The sequence below is a fragment of the Lysobacter sp. A421 genome, assembly GCF_054052145.1.
This window is the reverse complement of record NZ_JBSVRL010000002.1, coordinates 156093-175398: the sequence shown is the minus strand read 5'-3', so window position 1 is coordinate 175398 and position 19306 is coordinate 156093. Positions and strand designations below refer to the sequence as shown.

Genomic DNA, 19306 nt, shown 5'->3' with positions numbered 1-19306 from the left:
ATCATTCGGGTACGCGTCGTCGACGCGCCGGCCGCTGCACCATCGGATGCTTCAGCCATGCGTCGGCGTCGTAGTGCTCGCCGCGTGCCCGCATCGCCCACAGCTGGCGCGCATGTTTGTTGGCGATGGCGACCAGCACTTTTCCAAACGGCAGCCGGCGCTCGAGATCCTGGATCCAGCGTTGCTCCGGCGTGGCCTTCTCCCAAGCCACCGCCTGGGCCCGCTGCAGGCTGCTGCGCGCGCCCTGGATCAGCAGCGTTCGCAGGTAACCATCGCCACGGCAGCTGATATGCCCCAGTCGCGTTCGCCCGCCGCTGGAAGGCTGCATCGGAACCAGACCCAGCCAGGCCGCGAACTGCCGGCCGTTGGTGAATGAGTGTGCCGAGCCGATGGTCGCAACCACGGCGTCCGCGGTGATCGGGCCGACACCGATGATCGCGCGCAGTCGCGTGCAGGCTTCGTCGGCCTTGGCGTGTGCCTGGATCCGTCGGTCGGCATCGGCGATCCGGGCCTGCAGCTGCTGCCAGTGCGCATCGACATCGCGCAGCAGTTCCATCAATGACGACGGCAGGGACAGCGAATCGAGATCAGCCAACATTCGACGCAGCGCCGAATCGCTCTGCGCCACCACGACACCGAACTCCGCCAGCAAGCCACGCAGCCGGTTGCTGGTGGCCAAGGCCTCGGCCTTGTAACCCTCGCGCACGCGATGCCACGACAGTCGAACCTGCTGATCCACGGTCTTGACCGCAATGAAGCGCATGTTGCCCTGACGGGCGGCGGTGGCGATCGCCTCGGCGTCGTTGCGATCGTTCTTGGCGGTACGGCTGTTGCGGAACGGAGCGACGAACTGGGCGGCCATCAGCCGCGGCTCCAAGCCGTAGTCCTGGCAGCGGGGGGGCCAACGGTGCGGGCCACCTCCCCCCCCCCCCTCNTAGTCCTGGCAGCGGCGCGCCCAATGGTGCGCGCCGCTGCACCCCTCCATCGCCACGGTCGTGCCGGCAGGGACGTTCGGCAGCCACTGCCTGAAGGCGTCGCGGCGCAGATCCCGCCGGTCTTCGACGCGTCCGGCGGCGTCCATCGAACATACGGAAAACACCTGTTTTGCCAAGTCCACGCCGATGGTTATAGTGCGCATGGGAAGCTCCTCCTCCAGATCTACCGATGGTGAGAACCATCATGGTCCTTCAAGACCGAGCGGTTATCCGCAGGGATGGGGAGCTTCCTTTTTACTCGTTCAAGCCGAACCCGCTTCGCGGCTTCGGACCATTCTTTGCCGCAGCTTGCATCGTGTTGGGTCTTCACCGTTCACGTGCGGGTCGGCTTAATTCCAGCGTTAGGTGGTGATGGAAGTCTCTCAGGTAATCCAAAAAGAGCTAGAGGCTTTCGGCTTCGTCGAGATTGATGGGGTTCAGTCAATCCAAAGCGCACTAGAGCTCACCTCGCGACTTGGTCCTGTTAGGTCGCTGAATGGAAATTACATCCAAACCCTCAAACCAACGAATCAGAAGAGGGCTACATCTCCCTCGTTCAGTAGAACTTACGGTCATGGCAGGTTTCCTCTTCATACAGACACATCGTTCTGGAAAGTGCCCGCCAGATATGTCGTGTCGTACATGACGGAAGCCTCAAGCACTGCCACGGTGGTACTGCCATCGCTGCTAACTAGAGAATTACTGTTACGGTACAGGCGGTTGAATCCAATTTTCGTGCGGAACACAACCTCGGGCGTCAGCTACTCTCCGCCTTGGTTCGGACCTGACTCAGAATTCATCGTCTTTGATACGTGCTACATGAAGCCGGTAAATAGCGCCGCCGTTCAATTCCGCGAGGCAATTGAGGCGTGCCTTGACAATTCCATCGACACGACTTGGCAGGGCTTGAAAATGCTCATCGTCGACAATTGGCGCGCAGTTCATGGAAGACAGAAAGCTGACGATGGCAATCGCATTCTTCACAGGTTTTACAGGGGATAACACATGAGCTGGGAGAGAGAACATCTCTGGATTAAGGCTGTTCTCTTCATGCAGCGAGCAGCTGCGGAGGATCGGGAAAGCGCTGTGTTCGGTTTGTGGGCGTCACTTGGCCTGGAGTTACTGGCTCGCGCTGCGGTCGCAAAAACTAGTCCAGCGCTGCTAGCTGACCCTGACAAGGAACAGAAGAACTTGCTTCATGCACTCGGCATAACTTCGACCAATGCACCGAAGTCAATATCTATGATTCAAGTTCTTTCCCTGTGTCGAGTTCTGGTTCCTGGATTTACTGAAGATGAGTTCAAGGCATCTTCGGCGCTCGTAAATAGACGAAATGAAGAATTGCATACAGGGTCGGCTGCATTTGAGACCTTCCCAACGCAAACATGGCTTGCAGGCTTTTACCGATCAAGCAAGATCCTTGCGGAGCACCAAGGAGAGTCGCTTGACTCACTGCTCGGTACAGATGAGGCAAAAGTTGCACTTGAAATGCTTGGAAAGGTTGAGGCCAGTGTCCTTGGAAAAGTGAAAGCCTCAATCGCTGCTCATGCCAAAGTATTCGAAGGAAAAGATGCCGAAGAGCGCAAGAAGTTGTCGCACGATGCGCAGGTCGAATCAGATAACTTGTCTCATCGTGGTCACCACCGAGTGGAATGTCCGGCGTGTAAGTCGGTTGCTACGGTACAAGGAACGACCTATGGCGGTGAACGCCTAGAGCATAAGAACGAGCTGATAATCGTCAGAGAGAACGTAATACCCACTAAATTCCATTGCCTTGCGTGCGGCCTACGGTTTGAGGGGTATCAAGAACTTGTGGCTGCGGGAGTCGGCGATCACTTCACCAACCGTGCGGAATACTCACCACCGGACTATTACGAATTAATTGACCCGAACGATCCAGAAGTCATGTCAAGGTACGCCGAAGATCATGGCTTTTACCAATTCAGCAATGACTAGTCCGCGCGTCACCAGGTGAATTAACGCTCCAAGTGCAACACCTCTGACAATTCATTTAAGCCGAACCCGCTTCGCGGGTCGGCTTAACAACACAAGGATGGTTCCATGCAAGTCAAGTTGTTCTGGGTTCAAGCGCCTATGCAAGACAAGGGATTCATTGGTGCTCACAATGCCGGGAAAGCGGAAGACTTTGAGGCGCGCATCAACGAGTGGCTCTCTCAGAATCACGCTGTAGAGTTCCAACACATCCAACAGTCGGCTTGCGGCGGCAGCATGCAGCCAGCGCTTTGGCTCATCTCAGTTTGGTACAACGTAGCCAGCTAATGAACGCAGCGTTGTCTAATATTTCGTTCAAGGTGGGCGGCAGCGCCGCTTAACTCCAGCGTTAGGCGTCCCTTCTCACTGATCGGATACGCGGCCGACGATCCACTCGACGATCGCATCGAATCTATCTTGATCGAGAGCGTGTCCGCGGTCGACGCGGAGCTCGGTGATGAAGTCGCCGGTGACCTTGGCCACGACCTGGTCTGCATCCCGTGAATACTTGTCCTTGGTACCCGACACAACCATTGTCGGCCGAGGTCCGATGGCTGAAAGAACATCGTGCGTGTCGATCTGGCGAGCGAGCCCGGGCACGGCCTCGAAGAGGGTGATCCCGGTGTCTTCCCGGCGGCGGGTCTCGAAGCTACACACGGAACCGCTGATGCATGCGAACCTGCATCGTGCATCAACTGCTGCGTGGTAAAGCGCTGTGTAACCACCGTATGAGTGTCCTGCCACGCCCACGAGCCGCTCGTCTATATCAGCGGCTTGGAGCAGGACGCTCAGGGCCCGTTGGGCGTCATCCAGGCACTTCCTCATCAGCAGGTCGCCATCCAGCAATCGATAGCTCATGGCGTTGTAGTGCTGAAGCCAATCGTAATAATCCGGTTTCACCCCCCGAACCGCTCCTCGTCGATCCTCGAAAGTGATGGAGTCCGGGGCCAAGACTGCGAGGCCTCTACGAGCGAGCGCCGGCCCGAAGGCTTGAAAAGTGTCGCCCACCTCGCCGGCTACCTCGCTCTTGCCGAAGTGGAACTCCCCATTGTGTTGGTGAAAGACAACCACTCCGCCGAGCGTGTCGCGACCCCTCGGCGTGAACAGGAAAGCCGGAATGAGGTCACCTTCGAGACCCCGGTACTCGATCCGTTCTCGATCGAATCCGTCGGCCTCTTCGACGCCGCCTCGTTGGAACCCCACCGGAACAGGGTCCGCAAGCCCTAGGTGCTCTCGAAGCATCGTGGTGAGGTCGGTCATCATCTGCAATGGTAGCCCGCAATCAAGATGGCACGTAAGCCGCCCGGGGGTGGGTGAATTAACACTCCAAGTGCACCACCCCTGAGAGTTTGTGCATGCAGGCCACGAGTGCGACCTTGCCCAGCTTTCCGCGTGCACGCGCGCCCGCCGCGAGGCGAAAGCACCCACAACATTTGGTTATGCCAGGTGCCGCTTTTGTCATAGGAGGCTTCGCTTGCCTGTGACTATGCTCGATCAAGCTCGACCTCAATACGTGAAAGGTGACCGAATGTTCGATCAAGACACGCTGCAATCCCGTGCGAAGCCGGCCTGCGGCGCAATGCCGAACCGTCGCAAGCTGCGCTGGTGCCGATCGGTGTTGGTGGTGGCGATCGCCACGTTCAGCGTGCTGGCGTATGCGCGGGACACCGCGCCGCCGCGCACCACCACGACCACCGCCGCGATCGCCAGCGCGAATGCACTGGCCACCGAAGCCGGTTTCGAAACGCTTGCCCAAGGCGGCAACGCCGTCGATGCCGCGATTGCCGTGGCCACCTCGCTGTCGGTGGTGCAACCGGAAGCCTCGGGTCTGGGCGGCGGTTTTCTCGCGCTGATCCACGATGCCGCCACCGGCAAGGACACCTTCATCGATGCGCGCGAGATGGCGCCACAGGCGGTGAGCGAGGCCGATTATCTCAACGCCGACGGCACCCCCAACCGCGACACTTCGCTCAACGGCCCGCTCGCCGCTGGCATTCCCGGCATGCCTGCAGGCCTGGCCTACATGGCCGACAAGTACGGAAAACTGCCACTGTCGGTGTCGCTGCTTCCGGCGATCCGGCTGGCCGACGAGGGCTTCCACCCCAGCGGTGCGCTGGTCCGTTCGATCACGCGCAAGGCCGACGTGCTGCGCCGTTACCCGGGCTCGACCAGCAAGTTCTTCCCCAACGGCAAGGCGCCGCAGGAAACCGGCATCTTCCGCGACCCGGGCCAGGGCGCGACGCTGAAAGCCATGGCCGAACGCGGCGCCGACGGCTTCTACAAGGGACCGGTGGCGAAGGAGATGGTCAAGGCCGTCAAGGCGGCCGGCGGTACCTGGACGCTCACCGACCTGGCCAGTTACCAGGCGAAGGAGCGCGCGCCGATGGAGCTGGATTACGCCGGCTACAAGATCGTCACCGCGCCGCCGCCGTCCTCCGGTGGCGTGGCGGTCGCCGAAATGCTGAATATCCTCGCCCCGCTCGACCTCAAGAGCATGGATGAAGCCCACCGCATCCATTACCTCGTCGAAGCGATGCGCCGCGCCTTCCGCGACCACAACGAATACCTGGGCGATCCGGATTTCGTGAAGATGCCGCTGGACATGCTGCTGTCCCCCTACTACGCCGACGGCCTGCGCCAGAGCATCCTGCCCGATCGGGCCACCAAGTCCGAGTGGCTGCCGTCGGTGGCCGTGAAAGATCCCGGCATGCACACCACGCATTTCTCGATCATCGACAAGGACGGCAACATGGTCTCGATGACCGCCACCGTCAACACCACGCTGGGCTCCGGCTTCGTCGCCGGCAACAGCGGCGTGCTGCTCAACAACGAGATGGACGACTTCGCCCTGGTTGCCGGCCAGCCCAACGCGTTCGGCCTGATCGGCGGCTCCGCCAACGCGGCGGTCGGCGGCAAGCGGATGTTGTCCTCGATGACGCCGAGCTTCGTGGTCGGCAAGGATCGTCTGGCGGTGATCGGCTCGCCCGGCGGTTCGACCATCATCACCCAGGTCTTCGGCGCTATCCTCGCCTTCATCGACGGCAAGGATGCCGGCCAGATCACCGCGGAGAAGCGCATCCACCATCAGTTCATGCCCGACCGCGTCGACATCGAGAAGGGCAGCGACATTTCCGCCGATGTGCTGGCGAAGCTGAAAGAGATGGGCTACGAAATCAACGACACGGACTCGTGGGGCAACATGAACGTAGTGGTCTGGGACAAGGCCAGCAACGTCAAGACCGCGGCCAGCGATCCACGCAGCCCGAATGGCCTGGGCAAGGTCGAAGCCGTCGATTGAACGGCTAGAACGTCCCACCCTCCGGCACGGATCACCTGTCCGGTGATCCGTGCCGGGTCGGACGCGTTCGCAAAAGTCGGAAAATGGTGGCTCACTTGGCTCATGCCATAGGAGCTACCCATGAAACTGCTGCGCTCACTGTTCGTCGCCCTCCTTGTTTCGTTCGCCTCGCTTGCGTCAGCTGCAGAGGGTCTCGTGGTTGTCGAGAGTCCGCACAGCGCTGCAAACACAATGGACCGCTTCGAAGAGCTGGCAAAACAGCATGGCCTCAAAGTGTTCGCGCGCATTGATCATGCAGCCGGAGCGGCCAAGGTAGGCAAGACACTACGTCCAACGGAGGTGCTCATCTTTGGCAACCCGCAAGGCGGCACACCACTCATGGAATGCGCCCAGTCCATCGGCATAGACCTTCCACTGAAAGCCCTGGTCTGGGAGGACGCGTCGGCTCACATATGGCTGGGTTACAACGATCCTGCATTTCTTGCCCAGCGCCACGACGTCGCGCAGTGTCCGGCCGTCAAGAATCTTCGCGAAGTCTTGTCGGGCCTTGCTGCGGACACTGTCGCGCCCTAGATCCAAAGTAGAGCCGGCCGGCAGCGACTTACTTCGCGTCGTTGAATACCTTGTCCAGGCGACGCTCGAACTCGTGGTAACCGATGCGCTCGTACAACTCCTCGCGGGTCTGCATGAGGTCGACCACGTTCTTCTGGTGGCCGTCGCGGCGGATTGCGGTGTACACGGCTTCGGCGGTCTTGTTCATCGCGCGGAATGCGGACAGCGGGTACAGCTGCATTGCCACGCCGACCGAGGCCAGTTCGTCGCGGGTGAACAGCGGGGTCTGGCCGAACTCGGTGATGTTGGCCAACACCGGCGCCTTCACCGCATCCACGAAACGCTGGTAGGTCGGCAGGTCGTAGGCGGCCTCGGCGAAGATGCCGTCCGCGCCGGCTTCGACACACGCGATCGCGCGCTCGATCGCCGCGTCCACGCCGTCCACCTGGATCGCATCGGTGCGCGCGATCAGGAAGAAGTCCGGGTCGGTTTTGGCATCCACCGCGGCCTTGATCCGGTCGACCATCTCGCCCTGCGAAACGATCTCCTTGCCCGGGCGGTGGCCGCAGCGCTTGGCGCCGACCTGGTCTTCGATATGGCAGGCGGCGCCGCCGGCCTTGATCAGCGACTTGATGGTGCGGGCGATGTTGAACGCGCTGGCGCCAAAGCCGGTGTCGATGTCGACCAGCAACGGCAGCTCGCAGACATCGGTGATGCGGCGCACGTCGACCAGCACGTCCTCCAGCGTGTTGATGCCCAGGTCCGGCATGCCCAACGAGCCGGCTGCGACACCACCACCGGACAGGTAGATCGCGCGGTAGCCGGCGCGTTGGGCCAGCAGGGCGTGGTTGGCATTGATGGTGCCGACGATCTGCAACGGTTTCTCTTCGGTCAGGGCGTGGCGGAAACGGGCGCCGGGGCTGGTCATTGCGGTCATGGGTCTCTCGGGATGCGGAGGAGGGGGAGGCGGTGCGCGCGGGCCGTGTGCCGGCCGGTCGTCACAACGCGGCGTAGTTCGGACCGTCGCCGCCTTGCGGGGTGACCCAGACAATGTTCTGGGTCGGGTCCTTGATGTCGCAGGTCTTGCAATGCACGCAGTTGGCCGCGTTGATCTGCAGCCGCTCGTGGCCTGCCTCGCCGACGAACTCGTACACACCGGCCGGGCAGTAGCGTGCCTCGGGGCCGGCGTACTCGGCCAGGTTCACTTCCACCGGAATACTGGCGTCCTTGAGGGTCAGGTGGCTGGGCTGGTTCTCGTCGTGGTGGGTGCTGCTGAGGAACACCGAGCTGAGCCGGTCGAAGGTCAGCACGCCGTCGGGTTTGGGGTAGACGATTTTTTCGGACTGCGCGGCAGGCGTCAGGCACTCGTGGTCGGCCTTGGCGTGGTGGATCGTCCACGGCGGGTTGCGGATGCCCAGCTTGGGCAGTAGCCATTGCTCGATGCCGGTCATCAGCGTTGCCAGCAGACGGCCCTTCTTGAACCACTGCTTGAAGTTCTTCGACAGCTTCAGCTCCTCGTGCAGCCAGCTGTTCTCGAACGCGGCCGGGTAGGCCAGCAACTCGTCGCGCGAGCGGCCCTGCGACAGTGCCTCGAAGGCCGCCTCGGCGGCGAGCATGCCGGTCTTGAGCGCCGCGTGGCTGCCCTTGATCCGGCTGGCGTTGAGGTAGCCGGCCTCGCAACCGACCAGTGCGCCACCGGGAAACACGGTCTTGGGCAGCGACAGCAGGCCGCCGGCGGTAATCGTGCGCGCGCCATAGGAGACGCGCTTGCCGCCCTCCAGGTATTTCCGGATGGCCGGGTGGGTCTTGAAGCGCTGGAATTCCTCGAACGGACTCAGCCACGGGTTGGCGTAGTCCAGTCCGACGACGAAGCCGATCGCGACCTTGTTGTCCTCGGCGTGGTAGACGAACGAGCCGCCGTAGGTGTCCGAGTCCAGCGGCCAGCCGGAGGTGTGCACCACCAGGCCGGGTTCGTGTTTGGCCGGATCGACCTGCCACAGCTCCTTTACGCCGAGCGCGAAACTTTGCGGGTCGCAGCCCTTGTCCAACTCGAATTTGGCGATCAGCTCCCGGCCCAGGCTGCCGCGCGAGCCCTCGGCGAACACCGTGTACTTGGCATGCAGCTCCATCCCGCGCTGGAACTGCGCGGTCGGCTCGCCATCCTTGCCTACGCCCATGTCGCCGGTGGCCACGCCCATCACCGCGCCGGCCTCGTCGTACAGCACCTCGGCGGCGGCGAAACCGGGGAAGATCTCCACCCCGAGCCCCTCGGCCTGGGTCGCCAACCAGCGGGTGAACTCGCCCAGACTGGCGATGTAATGGCCGTGGTTGTCGAAACAGTCCGGCAGCAGGAAGCCGGGCGTCGCGAGTGATCCGGTCTCGCTCAGGAACAGGAACTCGTCGCGGGTCACCGGCTGCCGCAGGGGCGCGCCGCGCTCCTTCCAGTCCGGCAACAACTCGTCCAGCGCGCGGGTGTCCATGATCGCGCCCGACAGGATGTGCGCGCCGGGCTCGGAGCCCTTCTCCAGCACGCATACCGATACCTCGTGGCCCTTGTCGGCGGCCAGTTGGCGCAGGCGGATCGCGGTGGCCAGTCCGGCCGAACCGGCGCCGACTACGACGATGTCGAACTCCATCGATTCGCGGGGGCCGTAGGTGGCGAGCAGTTGTTCCGGGGTCATGGCGGTTCCGTGTTGCTGGGAGACATTGGGGGCCATTATCCCGCCCGGACGTGAAACGTGCAGGCGGGGACAGAATCATCTGACAGCCTGACGGTGAGTGTCACTGGCGCTTCACGCCCAGGGAGGGAGTGTTTGCTTTACAAAATCCGCTCATCCGCCACGCAATCATCAACTTTCGGAGTCCACCATGGCAGTCGACATCCTGAAGACTCTCAAGCAAGAGCATGACGATCTGCGCGCTCTGTTCGAGAAAATGGAAGACACCACGGATCGCAGCGAGAAGGGCCGGCAGGGCCTGCTTGAGAAAATCAAGCAGGGTCTTCTCCCGCATGCCATCTGGGAGGAGGAATTCTTCTACCCCGCATTCAAGGAGCGCGCCGACCGGGATGGCTTGAAGACGCATGCCGAGGCCATCGCCGAGCACCGCGCCGTGGAGCTGCGGGTGTTGCCCGACCTTGAAGCTGCATCGCCCGTCACGCCGGAATTTGCCGGCCGGGCGAAAGTGCTCGGTGAGTTCGTTGACCATCACGCCAAGGAAGAAGAAAGCACGATGTTCAAGATGGCGCGGAAGATGTTCAGCGGCGAAGAACTGGCGCAGATGGACACCCAGTACAAGCAGTGGAAGTCGTCGCCCAAAGCCGGACAGGCGATTCAGAAAGCGGTGAACGAAGCCGCTCAAGCACGTGAGACCAATCCGCCTCCGGCGAGCTGAACCCGGGATCCGGGGATCAGCGGTGCGTCGCGCTTGCGGGGATCAAGTTGGCTGATCTTCCGGATGTTCATGCGAATGAAGCGCGACTCGGACCGCAGCAGGACAGCTGACCAAGCGTTAAATCGCAACGCTCAAACCGGCTGCTCCGGGGATCAAGATGGTGCGCCTGGAGGGATTCGAACCCCCGACCAATGGCTTCGGAAGCCACTACTCTATCCGGCTGAGCTACAGGCGCATTGTTCTGACCGCGTTACCGTCAACCCGGCGGTACGGGGAAGGCATTCTAGCGGTAAATCGGATCATGCGCCGCGCGTCGGGCTGAATTGTCGACGCCATCGTCCATAATTGGCCCATGAGCTACGAGCGTTTTGAGCCCGAGCACGTTGCGCCCTGGAAGGCCCGTGTGCGGCTGTACTGGAAGCTGACCCGCAACGACCGTCCCATCGGCTGGTTGCTGCTGCTGTGGCCGACCTGGTGGGGCCTGTGGCTGGCCGCCGGGGGCGTGCCGCCGTGGTGGACGTTGTTCGTGTTCACCGCCGGGGTGTGGCTGACCCGGTCGGCCGGCTGCGTGGTCAACGACTATGCCGATCGCTGGCTCGACCCGCATGTGGAGCGCACGCGGCAACGGCCCTTGGCGACTGGCGCAGTACGCGGGCGCGAGGCGCTGGCGTTGTTCGCGGTACTGATGCTGGCCGCCTTTGCGCTGGTGCTGACGATGAACCGGCTCACGGTATGGATGAGCCTGATCGGGCTGTTGCTGGCGGCAACCTACCCCTACCTCAAACGCTACACCTACCTGCCGCAGGTCTACCTGGGCATGGCCTTTGGCTGGGGTATCCCGATGGCGTTCGCCGCGGTGACCGGCGAGGTGCCAGCGCTGGCGTGGCTGCTGTATATCGCCAACATCCTGTGGTCGACCGCCTACGACACCTGGTATGCGATGGTCGACCGCGACGACGACATCAAGGTCGGTGCGAAGTCCACCGCGGTGCTGTTTGGGGATCTGGACCTGGTCGCCCAGGCGCTGCTGTACGTCATGTTCTTCGCGGCGCTGGTGCTGGTGGGTCAGCGCGCGTCGCTGGCGGGTGCCTATTGGGCCGGGCTGGCGGTCGCGGCGGTGCTGGTGGCATGGGAGTTCCGGATCTCGCGCAACCGCGAGCGCGGGCCCCTGTTCCGGGCGTTCCTGCATAACCACTGGGTTGGTCTGGCAATTTTTGCCGGCATCGCGACGGACCTCGCCCTGCGCGGATAACGGCTGCCGGCAGCACCAGCCATGCATTGCCAAAGTGGGATCAAGGCACGCGTGCCGCCACCCAGGCATCGACCCGTGTCACGCCGGCGCGGCGCAGTGCGGTTGCCGCCGCATGCAGCGTCGCGCCGGTGGTCATCACGTCGTCAACCAGTGCCACATGGGCGGGCAGCCGGGTGCCGGGTCGCACGGCGAATGCATCGCGCAGGTTGCGCTGGCGACCGGCGGCGTCCAGGCGGGACTGCGGTGCGGTGGCGCGCTGCCGTATCAAGCCGTCGTCCCATACCGGGATATCCAGCATCCGCCCCAGCGGCCGGGCCAGCTCCAGCGCCTGGTCATAGCCGCGTTGGCGCAGCCGGGCATGGTGAAGTGGTATTGGCACCAGCGCGACCGGGCGCGGCAGGCGGGCAAACGCCTGCGTCATCAGCTGCGCGAGCAGCCGGCCGGCAGCGAGGTCGCGATGAAACTTGAAGCGGGGCAGCAGCCGATCCAGTGGCGCGCGGTAAGTGCAGGCGCTATGGGTCTGGGTCACCGGTGATGGCTGGGTCAGACAGGGGCCGCAGATCGACGGACCGGGCAGTACGCCGGGTGGACCGGACGCGGGTGCCGTCGCCGGCAGCGGCAATGCGCAGCATAGGCAGGCATGGCGGTGCCACGGCAGTTCGGCCAGGCAGGCGACGCACAGGTCCAGGCCACCTGTGCCGCGCGCAGTACAGACCAGGCAGCGGCCCGGCCACAGAAGCTGCGGGACGCCTTCGCACAGCCAGGCCGTGAGTCGGCGGCGGCTGTTGTCAACTTTATGTGAGTGAGTTTGGTTGACAGCATCGGTCATGCTTTCCAGACTGCCACGCTCGCCCTGCCGTCTCTGTCGGAAAAATGCCATGCCTGCTATCAGTGAACAGAACGTCCGTACCTCGGCCGCGCCGCCGCGGATCCGTCATGACTGGACCCGCAAGGAAGTGCGCGCCCTGTTCGACTTGCCGTTTCCCGAGCTGCTGTTCCGCGCGGCCAGCGTGCATCGCGCCCACTTCGACCCCACCGAGGTCCAGGTCAGCACCCTGTTGTCGGTAAAGACCGGCGGCTGCCCCGAGGATTGCTCCTACTGCCCGCAGGCGCAGCGTTATCACACCGGGGTGGACGCGCAGAAGCTGATGTCGACCGACGCGGTGCTGGACAAGGCGCGTGCGGCGAAGGCGGCCGGCGCGTCGCGGTTCTGCATGGGCGCGGCGTGGCGCTCACCGGCCGACCGAGATATCCCGAAGGTCGCCGCAATGATCCGCGAGGTGAAGGCGCTCGGGCTGGAGACCTGCGCGACGTTGGGGATGCTCAGCGGCGGCCAGGCGCAATCGCTGAAGCAAGCCGGGCTGGACTACTACAACCACAACCTGGACACCGCGCCGGAGTTCTACGACCAGGTCATCCACACCCGCGACTACCAGGACCGGCTGGATACGCTGGCCCACGTGCGCGACGTCGGCCTGAAGACCTGCTGCGGTGGCATCGTCGGCATGGGCGAATCGCGCGACCAGCGCGCCGGCCTGCTGCAGACGCTGGCCAACCTGCCGTCGCATCCCGAGTCGGTGCCGATCAACCGCCTGGTCAAGGTCGAGGGCACGCCGCTGGCCGACGACAAGAACCTGGGCGAGCTGGACCCGTTCGAGTTTGCCCGCACGATTGCGGTGGCACGCCTGCTGATGCCGCTGTCGATGGTGCGCCTGTCCGCCGGGCGCCAGCAGATGTCCGACGAGTTGCAGGCGTTGTGCTTCGTGGCCGGTGCCAACTCGATCTTCTATGGCGAGAAGTTGCTGACCACCGACAACCCCGAGACCAACCGCGACCTGGCCTTGTTCGAGCGCCTGGGTCTGCGGCCGATGCCGATCGTCGAGCAGGCGCCGGGCGCGACCGTGCACGCCGACATCGTGGAGACTGGCCGCATCGAGGCGAACCACATCGAGATCGAAACCCGGGATACACTTCACCGCATGGATACCGTCCGCACCGCCGGCGTAGTCTGAATCATGCCGCGGGCGTCCTGGCGCGAACGCATTGAGGCTGCACGTCTGGCGCGGGTCGCCGCGTCGCGTAGCCGGGTCCGGCGCGTGGTCAGCCATCGCGATGGCGCGCGTTGCATCGTCGATGGCCGCCAACTGCTGAATTTCTGCAGCAACGATTACCTTGGGCTGTCCCAGCATTACGCCGTAGTCGGTGCGCTGCAGGATGCGGCGGCGCGCGAGGGCGCCGGTGGCCTGGGGTCGCACCTGGTCTGCGGCCACCATGATTTGCACGACCGGCTGGAGAAAGAGCTGGCCGATTGGCTCGGCGCGCCGCAGGCCCTGCTGTTCGGCAGCGGGTTTCTGGCCAACCTGGCGGTGGTCCAGGCGTTGCTCGGTGATGAGGATATCTGTGTCCAGGACCGCCTCAACCACGCCAGCCTGATCGATGCGGCGCGCCTGGCTGGCTGCCGCCTGAGGCGCTATCCGCACGCCGACGCGGAGGGTGCGATCCGCCAGCTGCGCAGCCTGCCCGAAGGCGTTGCGATACTGGCCACCGATGGCGTGTTCAGCATGGATGGCGATGTCGCGCCGCTGCGCCAGCTGGCGTTGGTTGCGCGCGTCCAAAACGCGCTGCTGTATGTCGACGATGCCCACGGCGTTGGCGTGCTGGGCCCCGAAGGGCAGGGCAGCGTGGCCGAAGCGGGTTTGTCGGTGAAACAGGTCCCGCTGCAACTGGCGACCCTGGGCAAGGCGCTGGGCGGCTACGGCGCCGCGGTAGTGGGTGACCACGCCTTGATCGAGCACTTGGCGGAAACCGCACGACCCTACATCTACACCACCGCGTTGCCGCCGGCCCAGGCCGCTGCCAGCCTGACGGCGGTGCGGCTGGCCCGCAAGGAGCATTGGCGGCGCGAGAAGCTGGTCGAGCTGGCGGCCCATTTCCGCCGTCGCGCGCGCAGCGCCGGGTTGACGCTGCTGCCGTCGGACACGCCGATCCAGCCGGTGCTGGTCGGTGACGATGCGCGTGCGTTGTCGATGGCCGCCGCCCTGGAGCGTGAGGGTTACTGGGTCGCCGCGATCCGGCCGCCCACGGTTCCGGACGGTCGCGCACGGCTGCGGGTAACCTTGTCGGCGTTGCATGCCAGCAGCGATATCGACGGGTTGGTCGAGGCGTTGCTTCGGGCCCGGGACCGCGCAGAGGCGGAAGCGCGGATTGCCTCGATCCACGCCGGGGCGATGGCGTAGCGCGAGCGGCAATGCACTCGACCCTCTACTCACTCCACCCGCAGTAGCCGAAAGAACACCATGCACATTCAAACCCGCGGGCACGGCCCGGCACTCGGCCTGATCCACGGCTGGGCGATGCACGGCGGCCTGTTCGCCCCCCTGGTTGAGCGCCTGGCCGGACGCTATACGCTGCACAGCGTCGACTTGCCCGGCCATGGCCATTCCCGCGACGACGCCGGCAGCCTGGAGCCGGCGGCATTGGCACAGGCGCTGGTGGCGCAGGTGCCCGATGCGGTCTGGCTGGGCTGGTCACTGGGTGGCCAGGTGGCGATGCGTGCCGCGCTGGACCACCCCGACAACGTCCGCGGCCTGGTGATGGTTGCCTCCTCGCCGCGCTTCGTACGCAGTGACGATGACAGCTGGCCGCACGGAGTCGGGCGCGAGCTGTTTGCGGACTTCGGGCAAGCACTGCAGCGTGATTTTCGCGGCACCCTGGAGGGCTTCCTGGCGCTGGAGGCGCTGGGCTCCAGCAGCGCGCAGGAAGAACTGCGTGAGCTGAAGACCCAGGCGTTCGAGCGCGGTGAGCCGGCGCCGCGCGCGTTGTTGGAGGGCTTGCGTCTGTTGGACTCGGTGGATATGCGCGGCGAACTGGCGGATTTGCAGGTGCCCAGTCTGTGGTTGTCCGGCCGACGCGACCGCCTGGTTCCCGCTACCGCGATGCCGGCCGCCGCCGCGTTGGCGCCCAATGCGCGCAGCGTGGTGATTAGCAATGCCGGTCACGCGCCGTTCCTGGGCGCCGCCGATGAAGTCGCGACCGAGATCGACGCGTTCATGCAATCGATCCATGCGGAGCAGCCGGCATGAACGGCTTGTTTGACCATCGCCAGGTGCGCCGCGCGTTCTCGCGCGCCGCAGGTGACTACGATTCCGCCGCCGCGTTGCAGCGCGAAGTGGCGTCGCGGCTGGCCGAGTCGCTGGACTATCTTGACGATCCCGCGCTCGCTCTGGCACCGCCAAAGCTGGTGGTCGACCTGGGCTGCGGGCCGGGGCATATGTCGGCAACGTTGCAGAAACGCTGGCCGAAGGCGCGGGTGATGGCGATCGACGCTGCCCCGGGGATGCTGGCGCAGGTGAGTGCCGCCGGGCGCACGGCCGGCCTGCCACGCCTGAATCCGTTTGCGAACAAGCCGGTAGCGGTCTGCGCCGACGCACACGCGCTGCCGCTGGCCGACCGCAGCGTCGACGTGCTGTTTTCCAACTTGTGCCTGCAATGGGTCGAGGACCTGCCCGGGGTGTTTGCCGGCATCCGGCGGGTACTCAAGCCCGGTGGCCTGATGCTGGTGTCCACGTTCGGCATGGATACCCTGATCGAGTTGCGGCAGGCGTTTGCCGATGCGGACGAGGCGCCGCACGTGAGCCCGTTCACCGCGATCGGCCCCTTCGGCGATGCGCTGATCGCGGCCGGTTTCAAGGACCCGGTACTGGACCGCGACGAGTTTCGCCTCGGCCACCCCGACCTGGCCAGCCTGATGCGCGAACTGCAAGCGCTCGGTGCCACCAACGCGCTGACCACGCGTCGCCGCAGCCTTACCGGCCGTGCCAGGTTTGCCCGGGCCAGCCGGGCCTACGAGGCATTGCGCGGGCCCGATGGCCAGCTGCCGGCCACCTGGGAGGTGATCTACGCCCACGCCTGGGGCCCGCCGCCGGGTGCGCCGATCCGGGTCGATGGCGTCGACGAAGTACAGGTGCCACTGTCGACCATCCGGGTTCGCAAGCGCTCCGGGCCTGAGCGTTGAACCAGCGCAGACTGACGTTGCTTGCTGTCGCGATAGCGTTGCTGTCGGGGCTGTTTTTCACCTGCACCTATGTGCTCAACCGGGCGGCGGCAACCGGTGGTGGACACTGGGCGTGGACGGCCGCGCTGCGTTACCTGATCGCCCTGCCGCTGATGCTGCCGTTGATGCACTGGCAGGGCGGGATCAAGCCGGTGTGGCAGGCGATCCGGGCGCATCCGTGGCCGTGGTTGGGCTGGAGCACGATCGGATTCGTGTTGTTCTACATCGGCCTGAGCTACGCCGCCGCCAGCGGACCGTCATGGCTGGTGGCCGGCACCTTCCAGCTGACCGTGATTGCCGGGATGCTGTGCGCTCCGCTGTTGTACTCCGACGAACGTGCACGCATTCCGTTGCCTGCACTGGGCACCGGACTGGTGGTGGTGTCGGGCGTATTGCTGATGCAGTTTGGCGTCAGCGGAGGGGGTCTGGATCGCGACGGTTGGATTGCCTTGTTCTGCGTCGTGTTCGCCGCGGTGGCCTTTCCGCTGGGCAACCGCGGTTTGTTGCTGCACCTGGAGCGGGTCGCACAGCCCGGCGTCCCGGAGCTCAATGCCACGCAACGCGTGTTTGGACTGACCCTGGCCAGCCAGCCGGCGTGGCTGCTGGTGGCGTTGTATGCCGGTAGCCAGGCCGGACTGCCGCCCGCCGGCCAGGTGTGGTTGGCGGCCGGGGTGGCGGTGGGCGCCGGGATCATCGCCACGGTGCTGTTTTTCCAGGCCACCGGCATGGTTCGCGACACCGCAACGGGCCTGGCGGCGGTCGAGGCGATGCAGGGGGCGGAGATCCTGTTCGCCACCATCGTGGGGGTGTTCTGGCTGGGCGAGACATGGCCGCATGGCCTGGCGTTGTGGGGCGCCGGGATCGTGATCGTCGGCATTATCGGCTCCAGTTGGGTTGCCGCCCGCAACGCCGCCGGTGACCGACGTGCCATCCAGGACTTGCGAAGCGAGCGCGGCGCTTAAAGCGCGCAGCGCAGCGGCTAGAACGCACGTTGCGTTCAGCCGCGGGTCGCTAGATTCGTTCACACGTCACGTCACGCCACGAGTCGAGCATGTTCAGCCCAACCTCCATAGTCTTGGCGACTTCCGTCCTCACCCTGCTGGCCACCAGTCTGCTGCCGGTGCGCGCGCAGGACGCGCCCACCAGCGTCATTGAACAGTGGGGGTTTGATCCGGGTGTGCTGGTAGCCGATGGCCGTGAATTGTTGCGCCGCGCGCCGGACCCGGCCATTGACGGGTTGTTGCAGGCCGCCCACGCAAGCACCCGCAGCGCGGATGAAGCCGCCGCGTTGTGTCAATTGTTCGATCCCGGCGCGGACCGCAGCCTGGCCGGGCTGAACGCGATCGCCAACCGGTTGGGACCGGCCAACCAGGACCGCTTTGCCAACGCGGTGGCCAACGTGTTTGTCGCGGCCATGCAAGCGCCGGTACAGCCTTACGACGAGGCCGTTGCACGGCAGTCACTGAAAGCTGCCGGGGTACGCGCGGCGTTGGTCAATGACGGGTTTGTCGCCGGCTTGAATGGCACTGACGCCGACGCCCGCTGTCGGTCGATTGGCTGGCTGCTGGACGCGCTGCACGACCGGCCGTTGCCGGAACGTGCCTCGGTCGCACGCCTGTTGCTGGGTGAAGGCCTGGAGCAGTTGGCAATCGGTACCAGCGTCGCTGCGCCGGCCGCGGACGTTGTGCCATTGCGATAACGCGGCCCCTCAGGCGGTAGCTTCCAGTGCCAGCAATGCCGGCAGCGCGTCCAGATCGACGTTGCCGCCGGAGAGGATGATGCCGACCCGCCGCCCGGCGAAACGCTCGCGATGGCCCAGCACTACCGCCAGCGGCACGGCGGCAGACGGCTCCACCACCAGCTTCATGCGCTCCCACAACAGCCGCATCGCCGCCACTACCTGTGGGTCGCTGGCCAGCAGGATGGCGCGCACGTGGGCTTGCAAGATCGGGAAGGTCAATGTGCCCAGCTCCGCGCGCAGCCCGTCACAGATGGTGTTGACGGCGCGGCCGGAAATGCGCGTCCCGGTCTGCAACGAATCATGCGCGTCGCGCGCGCCCTCGGGCTCTGCGCCCAACACCTCGATCGCCGGGTCGATGCCGTGCGCGGCCAACGCCGCACCGGACAACAGGCCGCCACCACTGACGGGCGTGATCACGGTGTCCAGGTTGGCGACGCTGTGCAGCAGTTCCAGCGTCGCAGTGCCCTGGCCGGCGATCACCCGGGTGTCGTTGAACGGATGTACCAATATCCCGCCGGTGTCGCGCAGCACCTCGGCGCTGACCTGGTCGCGCGCTGCCTGCGTCGGATCGCACAGGATCACCCTCGCGCCGTAATTGCGCATTGCCGCGAGCTTGACGGCCGATGCCGTGCGAGGCGCCACCACAGTTGCCTCGGCGTGGCGCAACCGGCACGCCAGCGCCACTCCCGCGCCGTGGTTGCCTGAGCTTTGGGTGACGATGCCGCGGGCGAGCTCGGCCTCCGTCAGTGAGAAAATCGTATTGCACGCTCCGCGGAACTTGAACGCTCCGGTGCGCTGCAGGTTCTCGCATTTGAAATGGAGCTCGCAGCCCGCCAAGGTGTCCAGGGTGCGCGACCGCAACACGGGGGTTGCATGGACGTGCGGTGCAATGCGCGCGGCGGCATGGAGGATGGCATCAAAATCCAGCGCAGCGGAGGATGGCTGGCCGGGCGGAGTCTCGGGGAGGATAGTTTGCATGGGATGAGTCCGGCGCGACGCCAGCAACGTGTCATGGCAGAGGAGCTGAATGCGGGAATTGCCGAGTTAAGCG

19 protein-coding genes and 1 tRNA gene are annotated in these 19306 nt (G+C 64.7%); 12 read left to right on the top strand and 8 right to left on the bottom strand.

Translation table 11 applies throughout. The features are described 5' to 3' along the window. Window position 1 precedes the first annotated feature (1 nt). Complete coding sequence (locus ACW7G6_RS06220) at window positions 2-1138, bottom strand: IS110 family RNA-guided transposase (protein WP_456997802.1); 1137 nt, start codon at window positions 1136-1138, stop codon at window positions 2-4. 625 nt (window positions 1139-1763) lie between these two features. Further along, window positions 1764-1958 (bottom strand): hypothetical protein, encoded by a 195-nt coding sequence (locus ACW7G6_RS06215; RefSeq protein WP_456997801.1) that lies wholly within the window; start codon window positions 1956-1958, stop codon window positions 1764-1766. A 21-nt stretch (window positions 1959-1979) separates the two neighbouring features. On the opposite strand from ACW7G6_RS06215, the gene ACW7G6_RS06210 reads away from it, so the two are divergent. Together ACW7G6_RS06210 and ACW7G6_RS06205 are read left to right on the top strand one after the other, a co-directional pair. Beyond that, window positions 1980-2930 (top strand): hypothetical protein, encoded by a 951-nt coding sequence (locus ACW7G6_RS06210; RefSeq protein WP_456997800.1) that lies wholly within the window; start codon window positions 1980-1982, stop codon window positions 2928-2930. A gap of 105 nt (window positions 2931-3035) precedes the next feature. Next, window positions 3036-3254, top strand: coding sequence for a hypothetical protein (locus tag ACW7G6_RS06205; protein WP_456997799.1), 219 nt, complete (start codon window positions 3036-3038; stop codon window positions 3252-3254). A 75-nt stretch (window positions 3255-3329) separates the two neighbouring features. On the opposite strand, the gene ACW7G6_RS06200 is transcribed toward ACW7G6_RS06205, so the two are convergent. After that, complete coding sequence (locus tag ACW7G6_RS06200) at window positions 3330-4226, bottom strand: prolyl oligopeptidase family serine peptidase (RefSeq protein ID WP_456997798.1); 897 nt, start codon at window positions 4224-4226, stop codon at window positions 3330-3332. A 268-nt stretch (window positions 4227-4494) separates the two neighbouring features. Here ACW7G6_RS06200 and ggt point away from each other — a divergent pair, with 268 nt between their 5' ends. Both ggt and ACW7G6_RS06190 read left to right on the top strand, forming a co-directional pair. Then, entirely contained in the window at window positions 4495-6264 is a 1770-nt protein-coding gene (gene ggt, locus ACW7G6_RS06195) for a gamma-glutamyltransferase (protein ID WP_456997797.1), read from the top strand. A 120-nt stretch (window positions 6265-6384) separates the two neighbouring features. Next, entirely contained in the window at window positions 6385-6837 is a 453-nt protein-coding gene (locus tag ACW7G6_RS06190) for a DUF302 domain-containing protein (protein WP_456997796.1), read from the top strand. Between the two features lie 28 nt (window positions 6838-6865). On the opposite strand, the gene prpB is transcribed toward ACW7G6_RS06190, so the two are convergent. Both prpB and ACW7G6_RS06180 read right to left on the bottom strand, forming a co-directional pair. After that, window positions 6866-7753, bottom strand: coding sequence for a methylisocitrate lyase (prpB, locus tag ACW7G6_RS06185; protein ID WP_456997795.1), 888 nt, complete (start codon window positions 7751-7753; stop codon window positions 6866-6868). 61 nt (window positions 7754-7814) lie between these two features. Beyond that, window positions 7815-9497: an electron transfer flavoprotein-ubiquinone oxidoreductase gene (locus tag ACW7G6_RS06180; protein WP_456997794.1), complete on the bottom strand. Its 1683-nt coding sequence runs from the start codon at window positions 9495-9497 to the stop codon at window positions 7815-7817. A gap of 187 nt (window positions 9498-9684) precedes the next feature. Between ACW7G6_RS06180 and ACW7G6_RS06175 the strand changes: the two genes are divergently transcribed. Then, window positions 9685-10209, top strand: a complete 525-nt coding sequence (locus tag ACW7G6_RS06175; RefSeq protein ID WP_456997793.1) for a hemerythrin domain-containing protein — start codon at window positions 9685-9687, stop codon at window positions 10207-10209. Window positions 10210-10367: 158 nt separating this feature from the next. On the opposite strand, the gene ACW7G6_RS06170 is transcribed toward ACW7G6_RS06175, so the two are convergent. Beyond that, window positions 10368-10444, bottom strand: a tRNA-Arg gene (locus ACW7G6_RS06170). Window positions 10445-10561: 117 nt separating this feature from the next. On the opposite strand from ACW7G6_RS06170, the gene ubiA reads away from it, so the two are divergent. Next, on the top strand, window positions 10562-11461 hold the full coding sequence (gene ubiA / locus ACW7G6_RS06165; RefSeq protein WP_456997792.1) for a 4-hydroxybenzoate octaprenyltransferase: 900 nt from the start codon (window positions 10562-10564) through the stop codon (window positions 11459-11461). 40 nt (window positions 11462-11501) lie between these two features. Here ubiA and ACW7G6_RS06160 read toward each other — a convergent pair whose 3' ends face one another. Further along, the gene (locus ACW7G6_RS06160; protein ID WP_456998129.1) at window positions 11502-12290 is read right to left on the bottom strand and encodes a double zinc ribbon domain-containing protein; all 789 of its coding nucleotides are present in this window, start codon (window positions 12288-12290) and stop codon (window positions 11502-11504) included. A 49-nt stretch (window positions 12291-12339) separates the two neighbouring features. Between ACW7G6_RS06160 and bioB the strand changes: the two genes are divergently transcribed. The 6 genes from bioB (at window position 12340) to ACW7G6_RS06130 (ending at window position 18213) form a co-directional block, all read left to right on the top strand. After that, window positions 12340-13473, top strand: coding sequence for a biotin synthase BioB (bioB, locus tag ACW7G6_RS06155; RefSeq protein WP_456997791.1), 1134 nt, complete (start codon window positions 12340-12342; stop codon window positions 13471-13473). Between the two features lie 3 nt (window positions 13474-13476). Then, window positions 13477-14697 (top strand): 8-amino-7-oxononanoate synthase, encoded by a 1221-nt coding sequence (gene bioF / locus ACW7G6_RS06150; RefSeq protein WP_456997790.1) that lies wholly within the window; start codon window positions 13477-13479, stop codon window positions 14695-14697. Between the two features lie 60 nt (window positions 14698-14757). Then, window positions 14758-15543, top strand: coding sequence for a pimeloyl-ACP methyl ester esterase BioH (gene bioH, locus ACW7G6_RS06145; protein WP_456997789.1), 786 nt, complete (start codon window positions 14758-14760; stop codon window positions 15541-15543). Further along, window positions 15540-16475 (top strand): malonyl-ACP O-methyltransferase BioC, encoded by a 936-nt coding sequence (gene bioC, locus ACW7G6_RS06140; RefSeq protein ID WP_456997788.1) that lies wholly within the window; start codon window positions 15540-15542, stop codon window positions 16473-16475. The genes bioH and bioC overlap by 4 nt, the downstream gene beginning before the upstream one ends. Then, entirely contained in the window at window positions 16472-17476 is a 1005-nt protein-coding gene (locus ACW7G6_RS06135) for a multidrug resistance efflux transporter family protein (protein WP_456977823.1), read from the top strand. The genes bioC and ACW7G6_RS06135 overlap by 4 nt, the downstream gene beginning before the upstream one ends. Window positions 17477-17565: 89 nt before the next feature. Then, window positions 17566-18213, top strand: coding sequence for a hypothetical protein (locus ACW7G6_RS06130; protein ID WP_456997787.1), 648 nt, complete (start codon window positions 17566-17568; stop codon window positions 18211-18213). A gap of 9 nt (window positions 18214-18222) precedes the next feature. Here ACW7G6_RS06130 and ACW7G6_RS06125 read toward each other — a convergent pair whose 3' ends face one another. Continuing rightward, the gene (locus ACW7G6_RS06125; protein ID WP_456997786.1) at window positions 18223-19233 is read right to left on the bottom strand and encodes a threonine ammonia-lyase; all 1011 of its coding nucleotides are present in this window, start codon (window positions 19231-19233) and stop codon (window positions 18223-18225) included. Window positions 19234-19306 lie beyond the last annotated feature (73 nt).

Excerpts from the sequence above, each read along its gene's own strand:
- ACW7G6_RS06210 (WP_456997800.1), top strand. The coding sequence starts at position 1,980 with ATGAGCTGGGAGAGAGAACATCTCTGGATTAAGGCTGTTCTCTTCATG.
- ACW7G6_RS06205 (WP_456997799.1), top strand. The coding sequence starts at position 3,036 with ATGCAAGTCAAGTTGTTCTGGGTTCAAGCGCCTATGCAAGACAAGGGA.
- ACW7G6_RS06200 (WP_456997798.1), bottom strand. The coding sequence starts at position 4,226 with ATGACCGACCTCACCACGATGCTTCGAGAGCACCTAGGGCTTGCGGAC.
- ggt (WP_456997797.1), top strand. The coding sequence starts at position 4,495 with ATGTTCGATCAAGACACGCTGCAATCCCGTGCGAAGCCGGCCTGCGGC.
- ACW7G6_RS06190 (WP_456997796.1), top strand. The coding sequence starts at position 6,385 with ATGAAACTGCTGCGCTCACTGTTCGTCGCCCTCCTTGTTTCGTTCGCC.
- prpB (WP_456997795.1), bottom strand. The coding sequence starts at position 7,753 with ATGACCGCAATGACCAGCCCCGGCGCCCGTTTCCGCCACGCCCTGACC.
- ACW7G6_RS06180 (WP_456997794.1), bottom strand. The coding sequence starts at position 9,497 with ATGACCCCGGAACAACTGCTCGCCACCTACGGCCCCCGCGAATCGATG.
- ACW7G6_RS06175 (WP_456997793.1), top strand. The coding sequence starts at position 9,685 with ATGGCAGTCGACATCCTGAAGACTCTCAAGCAAGAGCATGACGATCTG.
- ubiA (WP_456997792.1), top strand. The coding sequence starts at position 10,562 with ATGAGCTACGAGCGTTTTGAGCCCGAGCACGTTGCGCCCTGGAAGGCC.
- ACW7G6_RS06160 (WP_456998129.1), bottom strand. The coding sequence starts at position 12,290 with ATGACCGATGCTGTCAACCAAACTCACTCACATAAAGTTGACAACAGC.
- bioB (WP_456997791.1), top strand. The coding sequence starts at position 12,340 with ATGCCTGCTATCAGTGAACAGAACGTCCGTACCTCGGCCGCGCCGCCG.
- bioF (WP_456997790.1), top strand. The coding sequence starts at position 13,477 with ATGCCGCGGGCGTCCTGGCGCGAACGCATTGAGGCTGCACGTCTGGCG.
- bioH (WP_456997789.1), top strand. The coding sequence starts at position 14,758 with ATGCACATTCAAACCCGCGGGCACGGCCCGGCACTCGGCCTGATCCAC.
- bioC (WP_456997788.1), top strand. The coding sequence starts at position 15,540 with ATGAACGGCTTGTTTGACCATCGCCAGGTGCGCCGCGCGTTCTCGCGC.
- ACW7G6_RS06130 (WP_456997787.1), top strand. The coding sequence starts at position 17,566 with ATGTTCAGCCCAACCTCCATAGTCTTGGCGACTTCCGTCCTCACCCTG.
- ACW7G6_RS06125 (WP_456997786.1), bottom strand. The coding sequence starts at position 19,233 with ATGCAAACTATCCTCCCCGAGACTCCGCCCGGCCAGCCATCCTCCGCT.